The sequence below is a fragment of the Ruegeria sp. CDSC081 genome (assembly GCF_059610485.1).
In genome coordinates this window covers 488,895-512,985 of record NZ_JBXWNS010000002.1, presented here as the reverse complement: position 1 = coordinate 512,985, position 24,091 = coordinate 488,895, and the positions used below count along the sequence as shown (strand labels likewise).

Here is a 24,091-nt window from a genome sequence, read left to right as displayed (position 1 = left end):
GACCCGCTTACATAGACCTCAGAGTTTTCCAAGACGCCGCCCGAGCCGGAAAACGGTTCCGGGCGGTGTTTTCATAAGAGAGACCGATTTATGGTATCAGCAGCAGAACAAATGGCAGCCAACACTAGCTGGGCTGCTTTGGGCAAAGCCACCGATCTGCGCAACCGCATCCTGTTCACACTGGGTTTGTTGATCGTCTATCGCCTGGGCACTTTTATACCGGTGCCGGGGATCGACGGACAGGCCCTACGTGAGTTCATGGAGCAAGCGGGGCAGGGCATCGGCGGTATGGTTTCGATGTTCACCGGCGGGGCGCTTGGGCGGATGGGTATCTTTGCCCTCGGCATCATGCCTTACATCTCGGCCTCGATCATCATTCAGCTGCTGACCTCGATGGTTCCCGCGCTCGAACAGCTCAAGAAAGAAGGCGAGCAGGGTCGTAAGAAGATCAACCAATATACCCGTTTCGGCACCGTGGCGCTGGCCACGGTTCAGGCCTATGGCTTGGCCGTTTCGCTGGAGTCTGGCGATTTGGCGACCGATCCGGGCCTTTATTTCCGTCTGTCGACTATGATTACACTGGTTGGCGGCACCATGTTCCTGATGTGGCTGGGTGAGCAGATCACCGCGCGCGGCATCGGCAACGGTATCTCTCTGATTATTTTCGTCGGCATCATCGCCGAGGTTCCGGCAGCGTTGGCTCAGTTCTTCGCAAGTGGCCGCAGTGGCGCAATCAGCCCCGCAGTGATCATCGGAGTGATCGTCATGGTCATCGCCGTGATCACCTTTGTGGTGTTCATGGAGCGCGCTTTGCGCAAGATCCATATTCAATACCCGCGCCGTCAGGCCGGTATGAAGATCTATGAAGGCGGCTCGAGCCACTTGCCGGTCAAAGTGAACCCGGCTGGCGTTATCCCGGCGATCTTCGCCAGCTCTTTGCTGTTGCTGCCGGTGACGATCTCGACCTTCTCATCGGGTGCGACCAACGGGCCGATCATGTCCTGGCTGCTGGCCAATTTTGGACCCGGTCAGCCTTTGTACCTGCTGTTCTTTGCGTCGATGATCGTGTTCTTTGCCTATTTCTACACGTTCAACGTGTCGTTCAAACCGGATGACGTGGCGGATAACCTGAAAAAGCAGAACGGTTTTGTGCCGGGTATCCGTCCGGGTAAGAAAACCGCCGAGTATCTGGAATACGTGGTCAACCGCGTTCTGGTTCTGGGTTCGGCTTATCTGGCGGCGGTTTGTTTGCTGCCTGAAATCCTGCGGGGCCAGTTTGCTATTCCGTTCTATTTCGGTGGTACTTCGGTTCTGATTATCGTCTCTGTGACCATGGATACGATCCAACAGGTTCAGAGCCACCTGCTGGCGCACCAATACGAAGGGCTTATCGAAAAGTCCCAACTGCGCGGGAAGGGTAAGAAACGCGGCAGGAAGGGACCCGCTCGTCGATGAACATCATTCTTCTGGGCCCCCCGGGGGCGGGTAAAGGAACGCAAGCGCGTCATCTTGTTGAAACACGCGGCATGGTGCAGCTGAGCACCGGAGACATGCTGCGCGAAGCCAAAACCTCGGGCACCGAGATGGGCCTGAAGGTTGCAGCCATCATGGATGCCGGCAAGCTGGTCACCGATGAGATTGTCATCGGCCTGATCGAAGAGAAGCTGACCACCGAAACCGGTGCCGGTTTCATCTTTGACGGTTTTCCCCGCACATTGGCACAAGCCGACGCATTGGCGGCTTTGCTGACCAAGTTGGGCCAGTCACTGCACACTGTGATCGAGATGCGGGTTGATGACGATGCCCTAGTAGATCGGATCACCGCACGTTCGACCTGTTCGGGCTGTGGCGAGGTCTACAATGACAAGACCAAGCCGATTCCGGCAGATGGTCGCTGCACCAACTGTGGTGAGCAAAAAGAGTTCACGCGTCGCGCCGACGACAACGAAGACAGCCTGCGCACGCGGTTGATGGAGTACTACAAAAAGACGTCGCCGCTGATTGGTTATTACTACGCCAAAGGCGATCTTCGCCCGGTCAATGGGTTGGCCGATATCAAGGAAGTGACTGCGTCGATCGAGGCCGTACTCGGCTAGCTCCAATATGGCCTTGACGCCAAGCGCAAAAGCCCATATCGACCCCCATCCCTAAAGGGAATCAAAATCGCAGGCGGGATTCGTCCTAACTGCCCCGACCACCTCGAATAATACTGGGCCCTCTGGCGTCACTGCCACGGTCAAGTGTTGTGAAAAAAGGTTCCGGAGCTACGGAACCGCAACAAAAAGGAAAGTGACACGTGGCACGTATTGCCGGCGTAAACATCCCGACTGCAAAGCGGGTACCTATCGCCCTCACATATATCACCGGTATCGGCAACACCTCGGCGCAGGCCATCTGCGAAGCCGTAGGCATTGAAGCGCACCGTCGCGTCAATGAGCTGTCGGATTCCGAAGTTCTGGCCATCCGCGAACATATCGACGCAAACTTCACCGTCGAAGGTGACCTGCGTCGCGAAGTTCAGATGAACGTCAAGCGCCTGATGGATTTGGGTTGCTACCGCGGTCTGCGTCATCGTCGTAACCTGCCCGTTCGCGGTCAGCGTACCCATACCAACGCTCGTACCCGCAAAGGCCCCGCAAAGGCCATTGCTGGCAAGAAGAAATAAGGAGGGTCTGACCGATGGCACGCGAAAAGACTCGTACCAAGAAAAAAGAGCGCAAGAATATCGCATCGGGCGTGGCCCATGTGAATTCGACCTTCAACAATACCAAGATCCTGATCTCGGACGTGCAAGGCAACGCCATTGCATGGTCGTCGGCCGGGACCATGGGGTTCAAAGGGTCGCGTAAATCTACACCGTATGCTGCTCAGATGGCTGCGGAAGACGCAGGTAAAAAGGCGCAGGATCACGGCGTCAAGACGCTGGAAGTCGAAGTTCAGGGCCCCGGTTCGGGTCGTGAATCGGCTCTGCGCGCACTGGCTGCAGTGGGCTTCAACATCACGTCGATCCGCGACGTGACGCCGATCGCTCACAATGGCTGTCGCCCGCCGAAACGCCGCCGCGTCTAAGCGAATTAGAATTGAGCTGGGGCCCGCATTTTCGCACGGCCCCAGCACGTCATTTTGAACCTCGGGCGTCTGCACCTTGTTGGTCATGGGGCGCGGACAGGAATGGAGGGATTACATGATCCACAAGAATTGGGCAGAATTGATCAAGCCGACCCAGCTGGAAAGCAAGCCGGGCAACGACCCTGCGCGCCAGGCAACGCTGGTTGCAGAACCGCTGGAGCGTGGCTTTGGTCTGACACTGGGCAACGCGCTGCGCCGCGTTCTGATGAGCTCGCTGCAAGGTGCGGCCATCACCAGCGTTCAGATCGACAACGTCCTGCACGAGTTCAGCTCGGTCGCGGGCGTGCGTGAAGACGTCACCGACATCATCCTGAACCTCAAGCAGGTCGCTCTGCGCATGGAGGTCGAAGGCCCCAAGCGTCTGTCGATCAATGCAAAAGGTCCGGCAATCGTCACCGCAGGGGACATCAGCGAAAGCGCTGGCATCGAGGTTCTGAACCGCGATCACGTCATCTGTCACCTGGATGATGGTGCCGACCTGTTCATGGAACTGACCGTCAACACCGGTAAGGGCTATGTCTCGGCTGAAAAGAACAAGCCAGAAGATGCACCTATCGGCCTGATCCCGATCGACGCGATCTATTCGCCGGTTAAAAAGGTCGCCTATGATGTTCAGCCGACGCGTGAAGGTCAGGTTCTAGACTATGACAAGCTGACCCTGAAGATTGAGACTGACGGTTCGATCACCCCCGAGGACGCGTTGGCCTATGCCGCACGCATCCTGCAGGATCAGCTGTCGATCTTCGTCAACTTCGATGAGCCGGAAGCGGCTGGTCGTCAGGACGAGGATGATGGTCTGGAGTTCAACCCGCTGCTGCTGAAGAAGGTAGATGAGTTGGAACTGTCGGTCCGTTCGGCAAACTGTCTGAAGAACGACAACATCGTCTACATTGGCGACCTGATCCAGAAGACCGAAGCCGAGATGCTGCGCACCCCGAACTTTGGCCGCAAGTCGCTGAACGAGATCAAAGAAGTGCTGTCCGGCATGGGTCTGCACCTTGGCATGGATGTCGAGGATTGGCCGCCCGACAACATCGAAGATCTGGCGAAGAAATTCGAAGACGCGTTTTAAGCGCGTCTTCCCCAATGCCCGGGCTGCCGGGGAATCAAGGGCGATCTTGCCCCAAGGAGAGTCGGTGACACGCATCGCCGGCCAGACAAAGCAAAACGCAAAAGAAGGAACTAGAAAATGCGTCACGCACGTGGTTACCGCCGCCTGAACCGTACTCATGAGCACCGCAAGGCTCTGTTTGCGAACATGGCTGGCTCGCTCATCGAACATGAGCAGATCAAAACAACTCTGCCCAAGGCAAAAGAACTGCGCCCGATCGTTGAAAAACTGATCACTCTGGGCAAGCGCGGCGACCTGCACGCCCGTCGTCAGGCCGCATCGCAGCTGAAAGAAGACAAAGACGTCGCAAAGCTGTTTGAAATCCTGGGCCCCCGTTACGCCGAGCGTCAGGGCGGTTATGTCCGGATCCTGAAAGCAGGCTTCCGCTATGGCGACATGGCCCCGATGGCGATAATCGAATTCGTTGACCGCGATCTGGACGCCAAAGGCGCTGCAGACAAAGCGCGTACCGCCGCCGAAGAGGCCGCAGACGAAGAATAAGAAAGCCTGGCTTTCATGTGAAAACCCCCGTGTCTCGGACGCGGGGGTTTTTCTTATGGAGCCAGTCGCAAGTCCGCTCTGCTCATGGTATGTGTCAGCTTTAGTCAGGGCCCGAGAAGCGTTTGCAAATGTCTGGTTGCTGCTTCGGCGCGCCTTGCCAATGTTCCCGGATCGGGCTTTTCTGTGCGCCCGATCGCGCGCTGGATCTGAAGATCACCAATCAACAATCCCAAATACAAATCAACCACGTCCGAAATATCGTCGCTGCTGATTAGCTCTCCATTGGTTCTGGCAGCTTCAAACAGCTGTGCCAGGAGAGGGGAAATCGTTTCCCGACCCGCCTCTGACAAGGCTTTACCTAGTTGGCCGGTTGCGTCAGCTGCGGCCGCGCGATTCAGAGAAACTGCCTTCTCGCCCAATATGATATCCAGCAATACCGGCCCAAAGGCGTCGAGTGTTTCGATCGAGGCTTCACGCTGTGCAAGCGCGTTTTCAAGCAACGTTTTTGCTTCCGCAGCGTTTCGTGACACCATGGTGCGGAACAAGCCAAGCTTATCGCCATACCAGTTGTAGAGCGTTTCGTTTGAGCAGCGGGCACGTTTGGCGATGCTCAGCATCGAAGTTCCCGCGAAACCTTTTTCTGCGAGCAGTTCATAAGCCGCTGTTTCGATCTGTTCCTGCCGGGCAGTGCGTAGGTGATCTTTCAATCTGGCCTCCTGAATGGTGTTGACACTAAGCCGTACATTGGGTTACGGCTTAACGCAACCGTACACTTTGTTACGGAAAAAGGAGGCGAATTTGATTTATGAGAAAGATCGGGCGGCCAATGCTGCTTTGTTGACACTTATCGTTTTGCAGATCGTTATGCTGAGCGCTCTCTATGCCGGAGTACCGCCACATCCGCCCACAGCTACACCACTGTTTGGGATCGCGCCTTTTATTGGAGCCGCACTCAGCGCAGCCTGCGCTGCGATCCTCCTTGGCGCCACGGAAACAAAGGCCGGTATATGCCTGACACTTTTAGCAGCACTTCTTGCTTCGGTTTCCTTCGGACCGCAAAAGTACACAGACGCGCAGTTTCCCCTGATCTGGCCCGCAGTACTCGTAGGGCAGGGGGCCATACTTACGCTTGTCGTTTTGGCATACCGATCGGTTCGCTTGAAACCGAGACAGCTCAGCTAATACCTAACCGTCTGACTATGAACGTCGTAGTCAGGCGGTCGGACATGTCAAATGTGGCGGGACTGGCTTAATCTTGTCAGGGTGGTGATGACTGAAGTCTGGCAGAAACTCCAATACCGCGCTTGCAAACACAGACATCGCGCCGCATATCCAAAACAGTCCAAAAATTTTCGGGAACTATGATGCTTCGCGCCACGGCCTTCGCTTTATCGCTTTTGTCTGCCTCTGCCGCGGCGGAAACCAGGGTGCCACGTTCTCAGGCCGAAATCAGCCTAGGGTTTGCGCCGGTGGTGAAACAGGCCGCGCCGGCTGTGGTGAATATCTACGCCAAGATCGTGCGCGAAGGGCGCTCGAACTCATTGTTCTCTGATCCGTTCTTTCAGGATTTCTTTGGCGGCGGCTTTGGCGAACCGCGACCGCGCGTTCAGAATTCGCTGGGGTCGGGTGTGATCCTGACGGATGACGGTTATGTGGTCTCTAACTATCATGTTGTTGGTTCAGCGACAGAAATACGGGTCGTCACGACGGACCGGCGCGAGTTTTCGGCCGAGGTGGTTCTGGGCGATCAGGAAAGCGACATCGCCATTCTACGTCTGAAAGATGCCGAGGCGTTGCCTTCGATCGACATGCGGGATTCCGATTTGGTTGAGGTGGGTGAATTGGCTCTGGCCATCGGCAACCCGTTCGGCGTCGGGCAGACGGTATCATTGGGCATTATCTCGGGGCTGGCGCGGACCGGTACGGCCACGGGCAATGCGCGGGGCTATTTCATTCAGACGGACGCGGCGATCAATCCCGGCAATTCGGGCGGGGCGCTGATCGATGTAAACGGTGATCTGATTGGCATCAACACCTCGATCCTGACACGTTCTGGCGGATCGAACGGGATCGGTTTTGCCATCCCTGCCAATCTGGTTGCCGAATTCCTGCGGCAAGCGCAGGCCGGCAATGACAGTTTTGTCAGCCCCTGGGCCGGAATGGCCGGGCAGCACATGAGTGCGGATATCGCTGAGTCTCTGGGCTTGGTCATCCCGCAGGGTGTGGTGATTTCGGATCTCCATGCGCTCAGCCCGTTGGCCGAGGCAGGGTTGCAGGTTGGGGACGTCGTGACCCATGTCGACGGGGATGAGGTGAACTCGCCGGCAGAGATGAAATTCCGCATGTCAGTGGCCGGTGTGGGCGGCACGTCGGTGGTGACGCGACTGCGCGGCGAGGACCGAGCTGAACTTGAGGTCGCTTTGGTCAAAGCGCCCGAGGTTCCGGCAGCGGAAGTGACGACGCTGAACGATGAAACCGTGATGCCAGGCCTGACCGTGTCGCGGATCAACCCTGCTGTTATCGCGCGGCTGGGGCTTTTGCTGTCGCAGACGGGGGTGGTTGTGGTCGACGCGGGCCGCTATGGTGGTCGGTCCGGGCTGCGTCCGGGCGATGTGGTCGATGGGATAAACGGCGCGCGGGTCGAGCGACCTGCTGATGTCGTGAAGGCGCTGACCGATCCAGGGCGTCGGATCAATCTGGATATCCTCAGGGGCGGGCGGCCGGTTTCCCTGCGGTTCAGGCTGTGACCGGATGAGTGACCTTTTCGATACCGGGTCACCTGATCCTGCGCCGCCTGTACATCGCCCGCTGGCCGACAGATTGCGGCCGCAAACGCTGGCCGAGGTGATCGGACAGGAACAGGTGTTGGGCCCGGATGCGCCTTTGGGCGTGATGCTGGCCTCGGGCAGTCTGTCGAGCCTGATATTCTGGGGGCCGCCCGGTGTCGGCAAGACCACGATCGCGCGGCTTTTGGCGCAAGAGACGGACCTGCATTTTGTGCAGATCAGTGCCATCTTTACTGGTGTACCCGACCTGAAGAAAGTGTTCGAAGCTGCGAAGATCCGGCGTCAGAACGGGCAGGGGACGTTGCTGTTCGTTGACGAAATCCATCGCTTCAACAAGGCGCAGCAGGACGGGTTTCTGCCGCATATGGAGGATGGTACGATCCTCCTGGTCGGGGCGACCACGGAAAATCCATCGTTCGAGCTGAACGCCGCTGTGCTCAGCCGGGCGCAGGTGTTGGTGTTGGAAAGGCTCGACCCTGCCGATCTAGAACGCCTGACGCAACGCGCTGAGCAGGAACTGGACCGTGGGTTGCCACTGGACTCTGCGGCCCGTGGTGCGCTGCAAGAAATGGCCGATGGCGACGGGCGCGCGCTGTTGAACCTGATCGAACAGGTGGCCGCGTGGAAAGTTGAGGGCCCGCTGGACCTTGAAGCCCTGTCGACCCGGCTCATGCGCCGTGCCGCGAAATACGACAAATCTGGAGATGAGCATTACAACCTGATCTCGGCCTTGCACAAATCGGTGCGAGGATCCGACCCCGATGCCGCCCTGTACTGGTTCGCGCGAATGCTGACGGGAGGCGAGGACCCAAGGTATCTGGCACGCCGGATCACGCGAATGGCGGTCGAGGACATTGGTCTGGCTGATCCGCAGGCTCAGGCGATCTGTCTGCAGTCATGGGAAACCTATGAGCGGCTGGGCAGTCCCGAAGGCGAGTTGGCTTTGGCGCAGGCGCTGGTCTATCTGGCTCTGGCTCCGAAATCGAACGGAGCCTATGTGGGCTACAAGGCAGCGATGCGTCTGGCCAAGCAATCAGGTAGTGAGCCGCCGCCCAAACATATTCTGAATGCGCCGACCTCTTTGATGAAAGATCAGGGCTATGGTGCAGGCTATGCTTATGATCACGATGCCGAGGATGGGTTTTCTGGGCAGAACTACTTTCCCGAGTCCATATCGCGCCCTGTTCTCTATCAACCTGTCGAGCGTGGGTTTGAACGTGAGCTGAAGAAACGGTTGGACTACTTTGCCAAGCTGCGTTCGCAACGGAAACCAGACTAGCCCGGCTTGACTCTTTGGCCGATGCGCGCGACAGACGCGCATGTTTTCTGGGACAATGTTTACAGCGTGGTCCGGGCGGGTCTGCCGCGCGGCGCAAGGGGCAATGGCATGAGTGGCGTGCAGATGATAACGGTTGCGGATGGGGATGGCGATCAGCGGGTGGACCGCTGGCTGCGGCGTCTGTTTCCGCATGTCAGCCAGGGGCGCATCGAGAAAATGTGCCGCAAGGGCGAACTGCGTGTGGATGGCGGACGGGCCAAGGCCTCGACCCGGCTTGAGGTCGGCCAGGTCGTACGCGTGCCACCTCTGCCGGATGCGGACCACAAACCGGTCGAGGTGAAACCGCGGATCACAGATGCGGATGCCAAGATGATGCAGGCTTGCGTGATTTATCGCGATGATCACGTGATCGCGCTGAACAAACCGCAAGGCTTGCCGGTGCAAGGCGGCAGCGGCCAGACCCGCCATGTGGACGGCCTGTCCGAGGCGCTGCGCTTTGGATATGACGAAAACCCGCGACTGGTGCACCGACTGGACAAGGATACCTCGGGCGTGCTGTTGCTGGCCCGCACACGCGAGGCCGCCAAAGCACTGACCGCCGCTTTCCGTCACCGGGACACGCGCAAGATATATTGGGCTCTAGTCGCTGGGGTGCCGACCCCTTATCTGGGCGAGATCAAGACCGGTTTGGTCAAGGCCCCGGGCCATGGCAGCCAGGGCGAGGGCGAAAAGATGATCCCCGTTCATCTGAACGAAATCAACGACACGCCAGGAGCGAAGCGGGCCCATACACTTTACGCTACGCTATACCGCGTGGCCGGACGCGCCGCCTGGGTCGCGATGGAGCCGATCACCGGCCGCACCCATCAGTTGCGTGCGCATATGGCAGCGATTGGGCACCCAATCATCGGGGATGGAAAATACGGCGGTTCGGGTCAAGAGAACCTTGGCGATGGCTGGGGTGCGCAGTTGGGCGGTGTGATCAGCAAAAAGCTGCACCTGCATGCACGGCAGGCTTCGTTTCAGCACCCGGTGACGCGTAAGAAGATCACTGTTACCGCACCCTTGCCTGATCACATGAAACACAGCTGGGACACATTCGGATGGGCCGAAGACCTGGCCGCGGATGATCCGTTCGAGTCTCTGCAATGAGCAGACCCTTGCGTCTGGTTCTATTTGATGTGGACGGTACCCTGGTCGATAGCCAAGGCAGCATTATCGCGGCCATGACCGCCAGCTTTGATGCCTTGTCTCTTCCGGTACCGGATAGGGCGGGGATCTTGTCCATAGTCGGATTATCTCTGCCACAAGCCATGGCGCAGTTGGTGCCCGAGTGTTCTGCTGTGGATCAGGCGCGGTTGGTAGAGGGCTATAAACAGGCCTATCACGCACATCGGCTGGAACAGGGAATGGCCAGTTCGCCGCTCTACCCCGGAGCCCGTGAGGTTATCGAGGCACTGCATGCAATCCCCGAGATGTTGCTGGGCGTGGCGACAGGCAAATCGCAACGTGGTCTGGATGCTTTGATCGAAGGTCACGGTCTGCAAGGCTATTTCGTGACCCGGCAGGTCGCAGATCACCACCCGTCAAAACCGCATCCTTCGATGATCGACACGGCACGGGCCGAAACCGGCGTCGATGCGGTTGATACTGTCATGATCGGGGATACCCGATTCGACATGGATATGGCCGCCGCCGCCGGTGTCACGGGAATTGGCGTCACCTGGGGGTATCACGAACGGCCTGCCCTGGCCGCTGCCTCTCGTATTATCGAAACGTTTGACCAGTTGCCGGGCGCACTGGACGATATCTGGACCTGAAGACATGAGTGACTGGAAACCGAAACGATTTTGGACTGCATGTCAGGTGGTCGAGGCCGATGGCGGATTTACGGTCGAACTGGACGGTCGTCGGGTCAAAACACCTGCGCGGGCCGGACTGATCCTGCCGACCTTGCCGATGGCTCAGGCCGTTGCGGCCGAATGGGACGCGCAGGAAGAACAGGTTGACCCAGGGACGATGCCCTACACGCGTTCGGCCAATGCAGCCATCGACAAGGTACAGATTCAGCACGCCGAAGTTGCAGACATGCTGGCCGATTATGGCGATTCGGATTTGCTGTGCTATCGCGCCGCCCACCCGCAAGAGTTGCAGCAGCGGCAAGCTGAGCAGTGGGACCCGGTGTTGGACTGGGCCGCGGAAGCCATGTCGGTTCGCCTGCAGCCCGTCACAGGTATCCTGCATCAGCCGCAAGACGTGGCGGCGCTGGATCAGTTGCGCCGGCGAGTGCATGATTTCAACAACTTCCAACTGGCTGCCTTCCACGATCTGGTCAGCCTTTCGGGCTCGTTGATCCTTGGGTTTGCGGCCACTTCCGATTGGTGTGATGCGCAAGAGATCTGGCGGATTTCGCGGTTGGACGAGCTGTGGCAAATCGAGCAATGGGGCCATGACGACGAGGCGCATGAAGCAGCCGAAGTCAAACGTTCTGCCTTTTTACACGCTAAACGCTTCTACGACGTCTCTGATTGATCTTAGATTTCTGAATTTTTACCGCTCTGATGGACATCTGTGAGTTGATCCATCGTTTTCCCTGATCCGACCCTTGACGTTTGTTTATGAATGCGACCAAACTCGTGCGCACTAAAGGGGAGACACCTTTGGGGAAACCTTTCTGGTACCTGAGGTGCCGGATAGAACCGTCCCTGAACGGGATGGACAATCAGGAAGAGGTAAAAATGAAAAAATCCGTAATCTTGGGCGCGGCCACAGTTGCCGGTCTGGCCGCAGGCGCAGCCATGGCGGGAACCGTGGACGACGTCAAGGCGCGCGGTAAGCTGAACTGCGGTGTGACCACCGGTCTGGTCGGCTTTGCCGCGCCCGACGCAAATGGTGAATGGCAGGGCTTTGACGTTTCGTTGTGCCGCGCCGTTGCCGCTGCGGTTCTGGGTGACGCAAGCGCCGTTGAATTCGTTCCGACCACAGGTAAGACACGCTTTACCGCACTGGCTTCGGGCGAAATCGACATGCTGGCCCGGAACACCACCTGGACCTTCAGCCGCGACGTAGACCTGAAGTTCGAATTCGTCGGTGTAAACTATTACGACGGTCAGGGCTTTATGGTTCCCAAAGCGCTGGGCGTAAGCTCGGCCAAGGAACTGGACGGCGCGACTGTCTGCATCCAGACCGGCACCACCACCGAGCTGAACCTGGCGGATTTCTTCCGCTCGAACAACATCAGCTACGAGCCGGTTCCGATCGAAACCAACGCAGAAGCGCAGCAGCAGTATCTGGCTGGCGCATGTGACGTCTATACCACCGACGCATCTGGCCTGGCCGCAACTCGCGCCACGTTCGAAAACCCCGGTGATCACATCCTGCTGCCCGAAATCATCTCGAAAGAGCCGCTGGGCCCGCTGGTCCGTCATGGCGACCACGAGTGGGGCGACGTTGTTCGCTGGACACTGAACGCACTGGTTTCGGCTGAAGAGCTGGGTGTGACCTCGGCGAACATCGACGAGATGTCTGCTGGCACCGACAACCCCGAAGTGAACCGTCTGCTGGGCAGCGAAGGCACTCTGGGTGAGATGCTGGGTCTGGACGCACAGTGGGCAATGCGCGCCATCAAGGCGGGTGGTAACTATGGTGAGGTCTTTGCCAAGAACATCGGTGAAGAAACCCCAATCGGTCTGGCACGCGGCCTGAACGGTCAGTGGACCGATGGCGGCCTGCTGTACTCGCCGCCGTTCCGCTAATATCCATTGAAGAGGGCGCAGTTCATCCTGCGCCCTTTTTCAATCCATAAGAAACAGTCCCGGTTAGATTGAACAGAGATCAACTCTGTCTGCGAATAACGGGATGACACGGGGATATACATAGGTCATGTCGACTCTCACTGACCCGCCAAAGGAGCAGTTCCGGCTGTCCATGCTCCTTTACGATACGCGGTACCGATCTGCGACCATCCAGGTCATTGCAATGATCGGTTTCATGCTTTTGGCAGCCTGGATCATTTCCAACACCATTCAGAACCTCGAAGCACTTGGTAAACCCGTAGAATTCGGGTTCTTCGGCGAACCTGCAAGTTACGATATCAACCAACGCCTGCTGGAATACGATTCTCGAGACAGCCACTTGCGTGCTGGGCTTATCGGATTGCTAAACACACTTGTTGTTGCAGTTCTCGGCTGTATCACGGCGACGATTATCGGTGTTTTCGTTGGTGTATTACGGCTTTCAAACAACTGGTTGATCGCGCGGATTATGACTGTTTATGTCGAGATGTTCCGTAACGTGCCTGTGCTGCTTTGGATCGTTCTGGCTATGGCCATTCTGATCGAAGGTTTACCGGCACCCAATGCATTCCGAGGCGAGACCCCGACGGCCACGATGGATTTTTTCAACTCTGTCGCCGTCACCAATCGCGGTGTCTATATCCCAGAGCTCCTGTTTTCACGCAGTCTTGGCGATATCCACTTGTTTGGTGCGTCCAGCTTACGCTTCGATATTTCATTGGATCTGGTTGCCTTTCTGGTCGTTTTGGCGGGCAGCATTTTTGTAATGCGCAAAGTATCCGCTAATGCCGCTGCAAAACAGGAAGCAACTGGTGATCGCCCAACCATCTGGCACATTCAGTTGGGTATACTGTTTGTGCCGATGTTGATCCTGCTGACTGCGTTGGGATTCCATTTGGGATACCCGGAACTGAAAGGGTTCAACTTCAAAGGCGGCACCCATTTGCGGAACTCGCTTATCGCATTGTGGTTGGCCCTGTCCCTTTACACTGCAGCTTTCATCGCTGAGATCGTGCGGGCCGGAATTCTCGCCATTTCCAAGGGGCAGACCGAGGCCGCCGCCGCGCTGGGTATACGCCCGAGCCGGATTATGCGTCTGGTGATCCTGCCGCAAGCGTTGCGCGTGATCATCCCGCCAATGATCTCGAACTACCTGAACCTGACCAAGAACTCGTCTCTGGCGATTGCGGTGGGATATATGGATATCACAGGTACCTTGGGTGGCATCACCATGAACCAAACCGGCCGCGAGCTGGAATGCGTTCTACTGCTGATGCTGGTTTATCTGTGCATCTCGCTGAGCATCTCGGCAGTGATGAACTGGTACAACAATAGTGTCAAATTGGTGGAGCGGTAATATGAGTGATGTTTCATTTGTCCGCGCGGAAATGTTGCCGGAGAAAGCGCCACCAGCGTCCGAAGTGGGAATAGTAGGTTGGGTTAAGCACAATCTGTTTTCTGGTTGGTTCAATTCGATCCTGACTTTGGTTTCGCTCTATGCGATCTACTATGTGTTGTCGGGCGTTCTGCCATGGACGTTCCAATCCGTCTGGAATGCCAATTCACTGACTGAGTGCCGTGAGATCATGATGGCAACCTGGGGAGACACCCATGGTCATGCTTGCTGGGCTGTCATCAATGATCGCTGGCTGCAGCTGTTGTTCGGATTCTACCCGAGCCATCTGTACTGGCGGCCGATTCTGGCGCTTGTTCTGTTGCTGGTTGCGCTGGCGCCAGTGCTGTATTCGGACCGTGTTCCGAGCAAGTTGCTGATCTTTAGCGCGATCTACCCCTTCCTGATGCCTTGGTTGATGTGGGGTGGTACCATCTGGGGGCCATTGTCGGCGGCACTTGGATTTGTTGCCGGCTGGGCCGTCTACACCGTCGTCAGCAAGCAACAAAGCGAATTGCTCGGGATGATCGGTGGTGCAGTGGCTGCGTTGATCTGGTGGCTGTTTCTATCGAGCTACTTCGTTGGTGCCATGGATTCGATCCTGCCGATCGGTATCGAAGCCGTGCAAAGTCGTCAGTTCGGTGGTTTCATGCTGGCGATCCTGCTGGGTGTTGTGGCCATCGGTGTCTCGCTGCCGATTGGTATCGTGTTGGCGCTGGGCCGTCAGTCGGACCTTCTTATCGTCAAATACATGTGTGTGGGCTTTATCGAGTTCATTCGCGGCGTACCGCTGATCACGCTACTGTTCGTGGCCTCGCTGCTGTTGAACCTGTTCCTGCCACCAGGCACCAATTTTGACATCATCCTGCGGGTGATGATCATGATGACCCTGTTCTCAGCCGCCTATATGGCCGAAGTGATCCGGGGTGGCCTGGCTGCATTGCCACGCGGTCAGTACGAGGGCGCCGACAGTTTGGGCCTGAACTACTGGCAGGCACAGCGTTTGATCATCATGCCGCAAGCCCTGAAAATCTCAATTCCGGGCATCGTGAGCACATTCATCGGGATCTTCAAGGATACGGTTCTGGTGTCGATCATCGGACTGTTCGACGTGCTTGGCCTTGCCAACGCGATCCGCGCTGATACCGCTTGGAACGGCATCTACTGGGAACTGTTCGCTTTTATCGGCGCGCTGTTCTTCGTCGTCTGCTTCTCCATGTCCCGTTATTCCATGTATCTGGAGCGCAAGCTTCAGACTGGCCATCGTTAAGGAGTTCAACACATGTCTGAACTTGCAATAGACCGCGAAATCGACCGATCCAAGATGCAGGTGAGCGACGAGGTCGCCATCGAAATCAACAACATGAACAAGTGGTATGGGTCTTTCCATGTGCTGCGCGACATCAATTTGACCGTCAATCAGGGCGAGAGGATTGTTATCGCGGGGCCGTCAGGGTCGGGTAAGTCCACCCTGATCCGCTGTCTGAACGCGCTGGAGGAACACCAGCAAGGCACGATCATGGTGGATGGGACGGAACTGTCGAATGACCTGAAAAACATCGATAAGATCCGGTCCGAGGTCGGGATGGTGTTCCAGCACTTCAACCTGTTCCCGCATCTGACCATTCTGGAAAACTGTACGCTGGCCCCGATCTGGGTGCGCAAGACGCCCAGGAAAGAGGCTGAAGAGCGTGCGATGCACTTCCTAGAGAAGGTGAAAATCCCAGAACAGGCCGACAAGTATCCTGGCCAGCTTTCGGGTGGTCAGCAGCAGCGTGTTGCGATTGCCCGTTCGCTCTGCATGATGCCGCGGATCATGTTGTTCGATGAACCTACATCGGCGCTGGACCCTGAGATGATCAAAGAGGTGCTCGACACTATGATCGAGCTGGCCGAAGAAGGCATGACCATGCTTTGTGTGACCCACGAGATGGGTTTTGCCCGTCAGGTCGCCAACCGCGTGATCTTTATGGATGCCGGTCAGATTGTGGAACAGAACGAACCAGAAGAGTTCTTCAACAACCCACAAAGCGAGCGGACCAAGCTGTTCCTGAGCCAGATTTTGGGTCACTGATCCCGATCGGAAGAACCATGAAAGGCGGGGTTTTTGCCCCGCCTTTTTTATTCCGGCAACTCGCGTGGAATGACGAACCCCAAGACATCCCCACTGTGCCACCGAAGCGCGGCCCAGGAGTTGATCTCGAACTGTATGACTGTTGTTGCGCAGGTCGGGTAGTCATCGAAACGGCCGTGATCTGGCGCCTGCCGCACAAGCTGTCTGGCGAATTCAGCGATCCCGGGGTTGTGGCCCAGCATCAGCACGGTTTGGCCAGAAGCCTGTGATAGGGCCCGCATCATGAGATCGGGACCGGCCAGATACAGCGAGCGTTCGAACTGGATCAGATCAGCCTGCAGCCCCATTCGATCCCACGTCTCGCGGGTTCTGAGGGCGGTAGAGCTGAGCACCTCATTCGGTAGCCAGCCATTCCTGAGTAGCCAGCCGGACACAGCAGGTGCGGAGCAGCGTCCACGTTTGTTCAGTGGCCGATCATGATCGCTGAGCGTCGGCTCATCCCAACTGGATTTGGCATGGCGGGTCAGGATCAGGGTGCGAGTCATGACGGGTGAAAAGACCTCATGTGGTGGGCGGATTGTTCTGGGTCCCGCCCGGCCCCGGGGCTGAGAGGGCAGGCCAGGCGCGCAAGGCAGCCACCGGTCATGCAGGTTTGGCCCTGCTCTGTGCTCAGATGCCCGTGGCAGGCCTCAACGTCATAGAAGCTGTGGGTGTTCAGGGCCCCGACTGGGCAGGTCTGAGCGCAAGGGGCATCGCATGTAACACAGGGCGATGAATTATGGGCACCGGCAATCTCGAATTCCTGATCAAAATGCAGCGCGCCGCGATACGAGATCATCATACCGACCGTGTCATGCACCAAGGCGCCAACCGGGCTGCTGAATGTACGCCCCGATTTCAGCGCCCAGTCGACAAACGGCACATAGGGTGGGCCACCGAATGGGAAATAGGCTTGCGCCCCCAAATCCTGCGCCATCTGATTGACGACGCGGTACGACCACCGGTCAACAGGGTCGGGACCTTGCCATTCAAGGGCTGATTTCAAAACAGGCCAGAACGTGGGCCCTGCACCTAGCAGGATCAGGGTGCCGCTGTCCAATTGCTTGGCATTAGCGCGCCCAGGATGCAACGCACCCATCACGATAAGCCCAACCTCAGCTGCCGCGCTGTCGACACGTTGATAAATGTTCGGAGAAGGTGCGGTTTGTTCTGTCATGTCACCTCCGTCACGGTCGATCAATCGGGTCGGATCAGCGACCCAGCCCCGTGTTCGGTGAACAGTTCCAGTAGCACCGCATTGGGCGCGCGCCCATCCAGAATGACTACGGCCCGCACCCCACTATGTAGTGCGTCCAGCGCCGTTTCGGTCTTGGGGATCATTCCGCCTGCGATGGTCCCGTCCAGGGTCATCTCGCGGATCTGACCGGCTTTTAGCTCGGTCACGACCTCTCCGGCAGCGTTCTTGACGCCTGATACGTCGGTCAGCAACAGCAGACGGTCTGCCTTCAAGGCCGAGGCGATGGCACCGGCGGCGGTGTCACCGTTGACGTTGAACGTCTCACCCTCGCGCCCGGCGCCCAGAGGCGCAATTACCGGGATCACGTCATGCGTAAACAGATCGTGCAGGATTTCGGGTTTCATCTCGGAAGGAGAGCCAACAAACCCCAGCGAGGCATCGGTTTGATCACAGATCATCAGGTTGGCGTCCTTGCCCGACAGGCCAACCGCAGTCCCTCCCTGTCCGTTGATGGCCTGAACAATGCGTTTGTTCACGAGGCCGGACAGGACCATCTCGACCACTTCGACAGTTGCCTTGTCCGTCACACGCTTACCGTTCACGAAATCGGATTGGATATCGAGCTTGTCCAACATCGCGTTGATCATGGGACCGCCGCCATGTACTACAACCGGGTTGATGCCCACCTGGCGCATCAGAACCACGTCACGGGCAAAGCTTTCCATCGCTTCATCGCTGCCCATGGCGTGTCCGCCCAGCTTGATGACGACAATGGCCCCGTCATAGCGCTGCAGATAGGGCAGTGCGCTGTTCAATGTGGCGGCGGTGGCGATCCAATCCCGGTTCATATCTCTTGTCTTCATGGCTAAGGTCCCTCTGGCCCACCGTGTTAGGGCCTTTGAAAGGTGCTGCCAAGGGCCAAGCTATTCCAGATGCGTGATGATCGAGCGCAACGTTGGGATACCATCCCCTTTTTCGGACGACGTCAGCACGATTTCGGGGAAAGCGGCGGGGTGTTTTGACAGGGCCGAGCGCACCTGATTCAGAACCTTTTCGCGTTCATTGGCCTTGACCTTGTCTGCCTTGGTCAGCACGCATTGAAAGGTTACGGCACTGGTGTCCAGCAGCTTCATAATCTCGGCATCAACAGGCTTTACCCCATGGCGCGCGTCAACCAGGACAAAGGCCCGGCGCAGGGTCTGTCGGCCACTGAGATATTGTTTCAGCAACCGCTGCCACTTTTCCACCACCTTAACCGGCGCATTGGCATAGCCATAGCCGGGAAGGTCGACCAGATATAGCTCTGGGCCCTGGGTGAAAAAGTTGATTTCCTGCGTCCGACCCGGCGTGTTCGACGCGCGCGCCAGCCCCTTGGTTCCGGTCAGCGCATTGATCAAACTGGACTTGCCAACATTTGAACGGCCTGCGAAACAGACCTCAAGACGGTCGGGGTCGGGCAGCCCGCTCATGGCGACAACGCCTTTGACGAACTCGGAAGGCCCCGCAAACAGCTTGCGTCCGCGCTCCAACGAGAATTCATCGGGATCTTGGGCCAGAGGGAAGGGTAGGGTGCTCATAACGGTATCACCTTGTCACCGACCGAGATTACCCCGCCGCGAACCACTTCGGTATAGATGCCGAAATCCTGATGGCCCCAGCTGTTCAGCGCGCCCAAAGTGTCGGCATCGCGGTCGCCGGTATCGGGGTTCGCAGTGGTCGCCAAACAGCGCACAATCCGCTCGCGGACGCGGAATACGGCCTCACCGATTTGCAACTCGCGGTCGAGCCAGTCGAATTCTTCCCACAGGGGCAGGCCATCGAACCAGATGTTACCACGCCAGCGTTTGATTGACAGGTCTTGCCCCAGTTTTTGTTCAACCGCCCGGTGAGAGGCCATGTTGCACAGACTGATTGACGGGAAATCGCTGTCTGTCATCCCACGCCCTGGTATCCGAACGATCCGGGCAGATGCCGCCCTGTCCGAGGGCATCAGTGGGCGCACCCAATCCAGAAAAACGTCCTGTTCCCGATCCGGGTCAAAGGTTAGATCGGGGCGATCGGGATGGGTCAGGGTCAGCAAATTCGCGTCCAGATTGGCGGAAATGGCCATCAGGTTTGGGGCTTTTGACCCTCGGCTGAAATTGACGCAGGGTACCCATTTCGTGCCATCGGCTTTTGACGCTTCGTGCGCAACTGCCCAAACGCGATCCCCGGGCATTGTCTGCCCGGGGGTCACTGTCACGGTCTGCACGGCTTCGTGGCCGTGGCTTTTCATAGGATGCCGCCAAATATGGGTGACTTCAGCCGTCATTTGTCATCCGTCTTAGCGGCGCGCTTGAAACCGGATTTGATGTTGCCAAATACATCCGGTTTATAACCCTGGCTGCGCATGATCAGATACTGTTGGGTAAAGGTGATCGTGTTGTTCGCGATCCAGTACACCACAAGGCCGCTGGCAAACCCACCGAGCATGAACATGAAGACCCAGGGCATCCAAGCAAAGATCATTGCCTGTGTCGCGTCTGTTGGTGCCGGGTTCAGCTTTTGCTGCAGCCACATCGAAATCCCCAGCAACAGTGGCAGGATGCCGATGAAGATCAGCGCCATAAGGGTGTCAGGTTGCGGCCCGGCCCAAGGCAGCCAGCCGAAGAAGTTCATGATTGACGTGGGATCCGGTGCGCTGAGGTCCTGAAACGGGCCAAACCACGGTGCTTGACGCAGTTCGATGGTGACAAAGATCACCTTATACAGCGAGAAGAAGATCGGGATCTGCATCAGGATCGGCAAACAGCCCGCGGCGGGGTTAACCTTTTCCTTCTTGTACAGTTCCATCATACCTTGCTGCATTTTCTGACGATCGTCACCAGCGGCCTCTTTCAGCGCCTCCATCTGCGGCTGCAGTTCCTTCATCTTCGCCATCGAGACATAGGACTTGAACGCGAGCGGGAACAAGATCGCCTTGATGATCAGGGTCAGGCCGATGATCGACCAGCCCATGTTGCCGATCTGGGCGTTAATATTGTGCAGCAGCCAGAAGATCGGCTTGGTCAGGAAATAGAACCAGCCCCAGTCGATGCTGTCGATGAACTTTTGAACGCCTTCGGCCTGATATTCGCGAATGGTTTCCCATTCCTTGGCACCGGCAAACAGCTGGGTTGTTACCTCTTCAATAGCCCCAGGTGCGACAAGCAATGTCGGCAGTACAGTTTCCGTCTGATAGATCTTGCGACGGGCATCGTATTTGGCTGCTGCCTTGAAGGTCGTGCCCTCAGCCGGGATCAGGGTGGTCATCCAATAGTGATCAGTAAAGCCGACCCAGCCACCGTCTTTGACCTGAAAGACCTCGGCTTGCGCCCGTTCGTTCGGATCAATGTCAAAGTCGCGCACATCGCCGTAGTCGATTTCATCCAGAACACCGTCGGCCATGACCATCACGCCTTCATGCAGGATGAAGAAATTCTTCAGTCCGGGCAGGTCGCCATCTTCGCCGATGCCATGGCGGGCAAGGATGCCATAGGGCGCCATGCCGACCTCGGTCTGTGTGTTGTTTTCGACGGCTTGAGTGACTTCGAACATATAGTTCTCGTCCACCGAGATGGTACGGCGGAAGGTCAAGCCGTTGCCATTCTCCCACTTCAACGTAACTGGAGCGTTCACCCTAAGTGTTTCACCATTTTCGACGATCCAGACCGTGTTCGGCCCGGGTACGTCCGTACCGGTGACACCAGCGCCAGGCGCCCATCCGTAGAGCGCATAATATGCAGACTCAGATCCAACCGGAGAGAACAGTTCGACAATCGGTGCGTCGTCCTGGATCGAGACTTTATAATCCTTCAGGTACAATTCATCGATGCGGCCACCGGACAACGACAGGCTGCCCTCGAGGCGGGGCGTGTCGATCTTGATCCGCGCGGCCTCGGACCCGGGCAGCGTTTCTTCTGCGCTCGCCGTGGCTTCGCCTACGGTGCCCGCACTGGAGGCGCTGGGGGTCTGAACCTCATCGCTTTCGATGGCGCTGATTTCAGCCTGATCAGTAATGGTGGTTTGCTCGGGCGGTGGAAACAGCACGAACCAAACCAGGATCACGACAAAGCTGAGCGCGGTTGCGAGGATGAGATTCTTGTTCTGATCGTCCATCTGGGACAGCCACCTTAAGCAGTGAAACACACCCGGTGGGTTCAACAGAGTGCAGCCCCAAAGGTCAAGCGGATTCGCCCGCCTTATGGTTCCAGATTGGGCTTTTGTGGTGAAAACCTGCGATCAGGAACCCGCTTGCCGTCCAATCTTGGGAATGCCTTTGACTTTGTTCTGGTGGGCCGAGATCCAATCCATGGTCTTTTCGAACGGCATGGGCTTGCCAATGCCAAAGCCTTGAACGTGGTCACAACCAAGCTGTGCCATCAACGCGTGCTCACCGGTGGTTTCAACACCCTCGGCGAGTGTTTCCACATTCAACCTTTCGGCCATAGTCAGAATTGCACTGACCAATTGTTGTTGCGATGCATCACTGTCCGCCTTGGCCACAAAAGTTCGGTCTATCTTGATCCGCGTCACATCAAACCGTTTGATCGAGGCGATCGAGGCATGTCCAGTGCCGAAATCATCCAGATCGATACAACAGCCAAGTGCTGCAAGGCTGGTCACGTTGCGGGTAATCACATCGTCCGGACGTCGCGAAAACACGGTTTCCAGAATTTCGACAGCCAGTCGGTCGGGCGTCAGGTCGTTTTGGTCCATTTCCCATTTCAATCGGTCCAGCAGAGCGGGGTCTCGTAGCTCGTCCGAAGAAAAGTTGATTCCGATTCGTGGGACGTGAATCCCGTTCCGGCCCCAGTCGCACATCGCGGAGAATGCATGATGCCGCATCGTCTGGCCAAGCCTCTCCATCAGCTCGGCCTGTTCGGCAAAAGGCAGAAATATCTGTGGGTTCAAGATGCCTTTTTGCGGGTGCTCCCAGCGGGCCAGGGCTTCAAACCCCGTAACCCGCCCTGTATCTGTGGAAACCTGAGGCTGAAACCAGGGGCGGATTTGTCCGTTGTCCAGCGCAGCCTCGAACTCTTTGCGAAGGTTGGCCCTGATATTGGATCTACGGCGGGTTTCGTTTGAAAAGGCGCGGATCGTTGAGGGCCCATTACGCTGAGCTTCGCATAGCGCAGCAGATGCGGCATCAATCCAATTTTCAAACCCGGATCCGCGAATTGCGGATTGCAGGCAAAAACCGATTGAACACGAGACATAGGCAGTGGTGCCGTTTAGGGTGATCGGCTCTTCAACGGCGGATTGGATGCGGCCCGACATTTGAATACAGGCTTCGAGATCGAGATGCTGTGACGGGCGCAGGCCGATGGCTATTTTGCACTCGTCTAATCGTGTCGCAATATCGCCGGTTCGAATGACCGAGAAGATGCGGTCACAAAATTGGCTGGACAGATGGGTCGCGGCCGCATTTCCGTGCAGGTCAACAAATTCAGTGAACCCGTCTAAGGCTATAATCATACAAGCCGATCCCATGTTATTGTGATCGGTACGGTCAAAGAAATTTTCAAGTTCGGCGGCAAACTTATCCGTTGGCGTGAGTCTTCCGTGTTGGTGCAGTGGAGAGATGCGTGCAGTTTGCGTGCGTCTGACTGAGGCGAAGGCGACGATCAGCAACGGTAGGCTCAGTGCCACAACGACAAGCGCACGTTCTCCACCGATCCAGAAAGCCGCAAGCGAAATGGCGGGAGCAAAGGCCAGCACCGGCGGGCCACTCAGATACGTGGTGAGAGTATCGAGAAATTGATCAACGGAAACAGATTTCCTCATCGGTTCGTCTTCGCCTTTACCCTGAGCATCTTGCGCTCAGGTCAAACCGTAGAAAATCAGTCTGAGTCACTCGTTAACGCAGCTGTGGAATATCATCCGTTTTTTCAGTTTTTTCGCTCGAATTGATGGAAAGATTAACGAAATCAAACAATTTCGGGTCCAAAAGGTGCGAAGGGCGCGTATTGGTTAAGGCGCGAAACATCACTTGCCGCCGTCCGGGGCTGTTTTTTTCCCACTGATCGAGAATCTGTTTGACCTGCTGGCGTTGTAACCCGTCCTGGCTGCCGCACAAGTCACAAGGGATGATTGGGTAGTTCATCGCATTGGCGAATTTCTCGCAATCCGCCTCGGCGACATGGGCAAGGGGGCGAAAGACGAACAGGTCGCCTTCTTCGTTCACCAGCTTTGGCGGCATCGTTGCTAGACGGCCGCCGTGGAACAGGTTCATGAAAAACGTCTCAAGGATGTCGTCACGGTGATGACCCAGCACCACGGCCGAGCAGCCCTCTTCCCGCGCGATGCGGTACAGGTTGCCCCGGCGCAGGCGCGAACATAGCGCGCAAAAGGTGCGGCCTTGGGGAACCTTGTCCATGACGACCGAGTAAGTGTCCTGATATTCGATGCGGTGCGGTACACCCATGCGTTCCAGAAACTCGGGTAGGACGGTAGCGGGAAAACCCGGCTGGCCCTGATCCAGATTGCAAGCCAGCAGATCGACCGGTAGTAGGCCGCGCCATTTCAGCTCGTACAGAACCGCTAGCAAGGTATAGCTGTCCTTACCGCCTGACAGGCAGACCAACCAGCGGGGTGGCTTGCCGTCTTTCTCATGCGCGGACGGGTCCACCATGCCATAGTGTTCGATGGCTTCGCGGGTGTGGCGAACGATGCGTTTGCGCAGCTTCTTGAACTCGGTGGTCGAAGGCGCGCCGGCAAACAGCGGATGGATATCGTCAGCTTCGTCAAACATGCGCTGCCCCTACAG

At 57.2% G+C, this 24,091-nt stretch carries 25 protein-coding genes; 16 read left to right on the top strand and 9 right to left on the bottom strand.

Annotated elements, in window-relative coordinates:
• Window positions 1–90: 90 nt before the first annotated feature.
• The 6 genes from secY (at window position 91) to rplQ (ending at window position 4,741) form a co-directional block, all read left to right on the top strand.
• Entirely contained in the window at window positions 91–1,455 is a 1,365-nt protein-coding gene (gene secY, locus AC2FH9_RS05470; RefSeq protein ID WP_271951986.1) for a preprotein translocase subunit SecY, read from the top strand.
• Window positions 1,452–2,096 (top strand): adenylate kinase, encoded by a 645-nt coding sequence (locus tag AC2FH9_RS05465; protein ID WP_142639768.1) that lies wholly within the window; start codon window positions 1,452–1,454, stop codon window positions 2,094–2,096. The genes secY and AC2FH9_RS05465 overlap by 4 nt, the downstream gene beginning before the upstream one ends.
• A gap of 200 nt (window positions 2,097–2,296) precedes the next feature.
• Window positions 2,297–2,665, top strand: a complete 369-nt coding sequence (gene rpsM, locus AC2FH9_RS05460; RefSeq protein ID WP_142639766.1) for a 30S ribosomal protein S13 — start codon at window positions 2,297–2,299, stop codon at window positions 2,663–2,665.
• Window positions 2,666–2,679: 14 nt separating this feature from the next.
• Entirely contained in the window at window positions 2,680–3,069 is a 390-nt protein-coding gene (gene rpsK, locus AC2FH9_RS05455; RefSeq protein ID WP_037311698.1) for a 30S ribosomal protein S11, read from the top strand.
• A gap of 115 nt (window positions 3,070–3,184) precedes the next feature.
• Window positions 3,185–4,201: a DNA-directed RNA polymerase subunit alpha gene (locus AC2FH9_RS05450; RefSeq protein WP_281995981.1), complete on the top strand. Its 1,017-nt coding sequence runs from the start codon at window positions 3,185–3,187 to the stop codon at window positions 4,199–4,201.
• A gap of 117 nt (window positions 4,202–4,318) precedes the next feature.
• Entirely contained in the window at window positions 4,319–4,741 is a 423-nt protein-coding gene (gene rplQ / locus AC2FH9_RS05445) for a 50S ribosomal protein L17 (protein ID WP_142639761.1), read from the top strand.
• 104 nt (window positions 4,742–4,845) lie between these two features.
• On the opposite strand, the gene AC2FH9_RS05440 is transcribed toward rplQ, so the two are convergent.
• Window positions 4,846–5,448, bottom strand: coding sequence for a TetR/AcrR family transcriptional regulator (locus AC2FH9_RS05440; RefSeq protein ID WP_496694392.1), 603 nt, complete (start codon window positions 5,446–5,448; stop codon window positions 4,846–4,848).
• Between the two features lie 91 nt (window positions 5,449–5,539).
• Here AC2FH9_RS05440 and AC2FH9_RS05435 point away from each other — a divergent pair, with 91 nt between their 5' ends.
• The 10 genes from AC2FH9_RS05435 (at window position 5,540) to AC2FH9_RS05390 (ending at window position 16,067) form a co-directional block, all read left to right on the top strand.
• Window positions 5,540–5,923 (top strand): hypothetical protein, encoded by a 384-nt coding sequence (locus tag AC2FH9_RS05435; protein ID WP_496691905.1) that lies wholly within the window; start codon window positions 5,540–5,542, stop codon window positions 5,921–5,923.
• Between the two features lie 182 nt (window positions 5,924–6,105).
• Entirely contained in the window at window positions 6,106–7,488 is a 1,383-nt protein-coding gene (locus tag AC2FH9_RS05430) for a trypsin-like peptidase domain-containing protein (protein WP_496871031.1), read from the top strand.
• A gap of 4 nt (window positions 7,489–7,492) precedes the next feature.
• Window positions 7,493–8,806 (top strand): replication-associated recombination protein A, encoded by a 1,314-nt coding sequence (locus tag AC2FH9_RS05425; protein WP_496871030.1) that lies wholly within the window; start codon window positions 7,493–7,495, stop codon window positions 8,804–8,806.
• A gap of 108 nt (window positions 8,807–8,914) precedes the next feature.
• Window positions 8,915–9,958 carry an RluA family pseudouridine synthase gene (locus AC2FH9_RS05420; protein ID WP_142639807.1) on the top strand — a complete coding sequence of 348 codons (1,044 nt, stop codon included), beginning with the start codon at window positions 8,915–8,917 and terminating at the stop codon, window positions 9,956–9,958.
• Window positions 9,955–10,626 (top strand): HAD-IA family hydrolase, encoded by a 672-nt coding sequence (locus AC2FH9_RS05415; RefSeq protein ID WP_496749418.1) that lies wholly within the window; start codon window positions 9,955–9,957, stop codon window positions 10,624–10,626. The genes AC2FH9_RS05420 and AC2FH9_RS05415 overlap by 4 nt, the downstream gene beginning before the upstream one ends.
• A 4-nt stretch (window positions 10,627–10,630) precedes the next feature.
• Window positions 10,631–11,338 carry an ATP12 family chaperone protein gene (locus AC2FH9_RS05410; protein WP_496699201.1) on the top strand — a complete coding sequence of 236 codons (708 nt, stop codon included), beginning with the start codon at window positions 10,631–10,633 and terminating at the stop codon, window positions 11,336–11,338.
• A 206-nt stretch (window positions 11,339–11,544) separates the two neighbouring features.
• Window positions 11,545–12,561: an amino acid ABC transporter substrate-binding protein gene (locus tag AC2FH9_RS05405; RefSeq protein ID WP_142639749.1), complete on the top strand. Its 1,017-nt coding sequence runs from the start codon at window positions 11,545–11,547 to the stop codon at window positions 12,559–12,561.
• A 127-nt stretch (window positions 12,562–12,688) separates the two neighbouring features.
• Entirely contained in the window at window positions 12,689–13,957 is a 1,269-nt protein-coding gene (locus tag AC2FH9_RS05400; RefSeq protein WP_496691910.1) for an amino acid ABC transporter permease, read from the top strand.
• Window position 13,958: 1 nt separating this feature from the next.
• Window positions 13,959–15,263 carry an amino acid ABC transporter permease gene (locus tag AC2FH9_RS05395; protein WP_142639745.1) on the top strand — a complete coding sequence of 435 codons (1,305 nt, stop codon included), beginning with the start codon at window positions 13,959–13,961 and terminating at the stop codon, window positions 15,261–15,263.
• Window positions 15,264–15,275: 12 nt separating this feature from the next.
• Window positions 15,276–16,067 (top strand): amino acid ABC transporter ATP-binding protein, encoded by a 792-nt coding sequence (locus AC2FH9_RS05390; protein WP_142639743.1) that lies wholly within the window; start codon window positions 15,276–15,278, stop codon window positions 16,065–16,067.
• 47 nt (window positions 16,068–16,114) lie between these two features.
• Here AC2FH9_RS05390 and AC2FH9_RS05385 read toward each other — a convergent pair whose 3' ends face one another.
• The 8 genes from AC2FH9_RS05385 to ttcA all read right to left on the bottom strand — a co-directional run bounded on the left by AC2FH9_RS05385 (window position 16,115) and on the right by ttcA (window position 24,076).
• Window positions 16,115–16,612: a SixA phosphatase family protein gene (locus tag AC2FH9_RS05385; protein WP_271951999.1), complete on the bottom strand. Its 498-nt coding sequence runs from the start codon at window positions 16,610–16,612 to the stop codon at window positions 16,115–16,117.
• On the bottom strand, window positions 16,609–17,283 hold the full coding sequence (locus AC2FH9_RS05380) for a ferredoxin (RefSeq protein WP_496749415.1): 675 nt from the start codon (window positions 17,281–17,283) through the stop codon (window positions 16,609–16,611). Before AC2FH9_RS05380 ends, AC2FH9_RS05385 begins: the two co-directional genes overlap by 4 nt.
• A 20-nt stretch (window positions 17,284–17,303) precedes the next feature.
• Window positions 17,304–18,167: an acetylglutamate kinase gene (gene argB / locus AC2FH9_RS05375; protein ID WP_142639737.1), complete on the bottom strand. Its 864-nt coding sequence runs from the start codon at window positions 18,165–18,167 to the stop codon at window positions 17,304–17,306.
• A 60-nt stretch (window positions 18,168–18,227) separates the two neighbouring features.
• Window positions 18,228–18,881 carry a ribosome biogenesis GTP-binding protein YihA/YsxC gene (gene yihA / locus AC2FH9_RS05370; protein ID WP_142639735.1) on the bottom strand — a complete coding sequence of 218 codons (654 nt, stop codon included), beginning with the start codon at window positions 18,879–18,881 and terminating at the stop codon, window positions 18,228–18,230.
• Entirely contained in the window at window positions 18,878–19,615 is a 738-nt protein-coding gene (locus tag AC2FH9_RS05365) for an MOSC domain-containing protein (RefSeq protein WP_496871029.1), read from the bottom strand. The genes yihA and AC2FH9_RS05365 overlap by 4 nt, the downstream gene beginning before the upstream one ends.
• Complete coding sequence (yidC, locus tag AC2FH9_RS05360) at window positions 19,612–21,441, bottom strand: membrane protein insertase YidC (protein WP_496871028.1); 1,830 nt, start codon at window positions 21,439–21,441, stop codon at window positions 19,612–19,614. Before yidC ends, AC2FH9_RS05365 begins: the two co-directional genes overlap by 4 nt.
• Before the next feature lie 123 nt (window positions 21,442–21,564).
• On the bottom strand, window positions 21,565–23,109 hold the full coding sequence (locus AC2FH9_RS05355; RefSeq protein ID WP_496871027.1) for a putative bifunctional diguanylate cyclase/phosphodiesterase: 1,545 nt from the start codon (window positions 23,107–23,109) through the stop codon (window positions 21,565–21,567).
• 73 nt (window positions 23,110–23,182) lie between these two features.
• The gene (gene ttcA, locus AC2FH9_RS05350; RefSeq protein ID WP_496871026.1) at window positions 23,183–24,076 is read right to left on the bottom strand and encodes a tRNA 2-thiocytidine(32) synthetase TtcA; all 894 of its coding nucleotides are present in this window, start codon (window positions 24,074–24,076) and stop codon (window positions 23,183–23,185) included.
• Between the last annotated feature and the right edge of the window lie 15 nt (window positions 24,077–24,091).

Bases quoted from the DNA above. Each gene is read 5' to 3' on its own strand.
- secY (WP_271951986.1), top strand. From the start codon at position 91: ATGGTATCAGCAGCAGAACAAATGGCAGCCAACACTAGCTGGGCTGCT.
- AC2FH9_RS05465 (WP_142639768.1), top strand. From the start codon at position 1,452: ATGAACATCATTCTTCTGGGCCCCCCGGGGGCGGGTAAAGGAACGCAA.
- rpsK (WP_037311698.1), top strand. From the start codon at position 2,680: ATGGCACGCGAAAAGACTCGTACCAAGAAAAAAGAGCGCAAGAATATC.
- AC2FH9_RS05450 (WP_281995981.1), top strand. From the start codon at position 3,185: ATGATCCACAAGAATTGGGCAGAATTGATCAAGCCGACCCAGCTGGAA.
- rplQ (WP_142639761.1), top strand. From the start codon at position 4,319: ATGCGTCACGCACGTGGTTACCGCCGCCTGAACCGTACTCATGAGCAC.
- AC2FH9_RS05430 (WP_496871031.1), top strand. From the start codon at position 6,106: ATGCTTCGCGCCACGGCCTTCGCTTTATCGCTTTTGTCTGCCTCTGCC.
- AC2FH9_RS05425 (WP_496871030.1), top strand. From the start codon at position 7,493: ATGAGTGACCTTTTCGATACCGGGTCACCTGATCCTGCGCCGCCTGTA.
- AC2FH9_RS05420 (WP_142639807.1), top strand. From the start codon at position 8,915: ATGAGTGGCGTGCAGATGATAACGGTTGCGGATGGGGATGGCGATCAG.
- AC2FH9_RS05415 (WP_496749418.1), top strand. From the start codon at position 9,955: ATGAGCAGACCCTTGCGTCTGGTTCTATTTGATGTGGACGGTACCCTG.
- AC2FH9_RS05410 (WP_496699201.1), top strand. From the start codon at position 10,631: ATGAGTGACTGGAAACCGAAACGATTTTGGACTGCATGTCAGGTGGTC.
- AC2FH9_RS05405 (WP_142639749.1), top strand. From the start codon at position 11,545: ATGAAAAAATCCGTAATCTTGGGCGCGGCCACAGTTGCCGGTCTGGCC.
- AC2FH9_RS05400 (WP_496691910.1), top strand. From the start codon at position 12,689: ATGTCGACTCTCACTGACCCGCCAAAGGAGCAGTTCCGGCTGTCCATG.
- AC2FH9_RS05395 (WP_142639745.1), top strand. From the start codon at position 13,959: ATGAGTGATGTTTCATTTGTCCGCGCGGAAATGTTGCCGGAGAAAGCG.
- AC2FH9_RS05390 (WP_142639743.1), top strand. From the start codon at position 15,276: ATGTCTGAACTTGCAATAGACCGCGAAATCGACCGATCCAAGATGCAG.
- AC2FH9_RS05385 (WP_271951999.1), bottom strand. From the start codon at position 16,612: ATGACTCGCACCCTGATCCTGACCCGCCATGCCAAATCCAGTTGGGAT.
- AC2FH9_RS05380 (WP_496749415.1), bottom strand. From the start codon at position 17,283: ATGACAGAACAAACCGCACCTTCTCCGAACATTTATCAACGTGTCGAC.
- argB (WP_142639737.1), bottom strand. From the start codon at position 18,167: ATGAAGACAAGAGATATGAACCGGGATTGGATCGCCACCGCCGCCACA.
- yihA (WP_142639735.1), bottom strand. From the start codon at position 18,881: ATGAGCACCCTACCCTTCCCTCTGGCCCAAGATCCCGATGAATTCTCG.
- AC2FH9_RS05365 (WP_496871029.1), bottom strand. From the start codon at position 19,615: ATGACGGCTGAAGTCACCCATATTTGGCGGCATCCTATGAAAAGCCAC.
- yidC (WP_496871028.1), bottom strand. From the start codon at position 21,441: ATGGACGATCAGAACAAGAATCTCATCCTCGCAACCGCGCTCAGCTTT.
- AC2FH9_RS05355 (WP_496871027.1), bottom strand. From the start codon at position 23,109: ATGAGGAAATCTGTTTCCGTTGATCAATTTCTCGATACTCTCACCACG.
- ttcA (WP_496871026.1), bottom strand. From the start codon at position 24,076: ATGTTTGACGAAGCTGACGATATCCATCCGCTGTTTGCCGGCGCGCCT.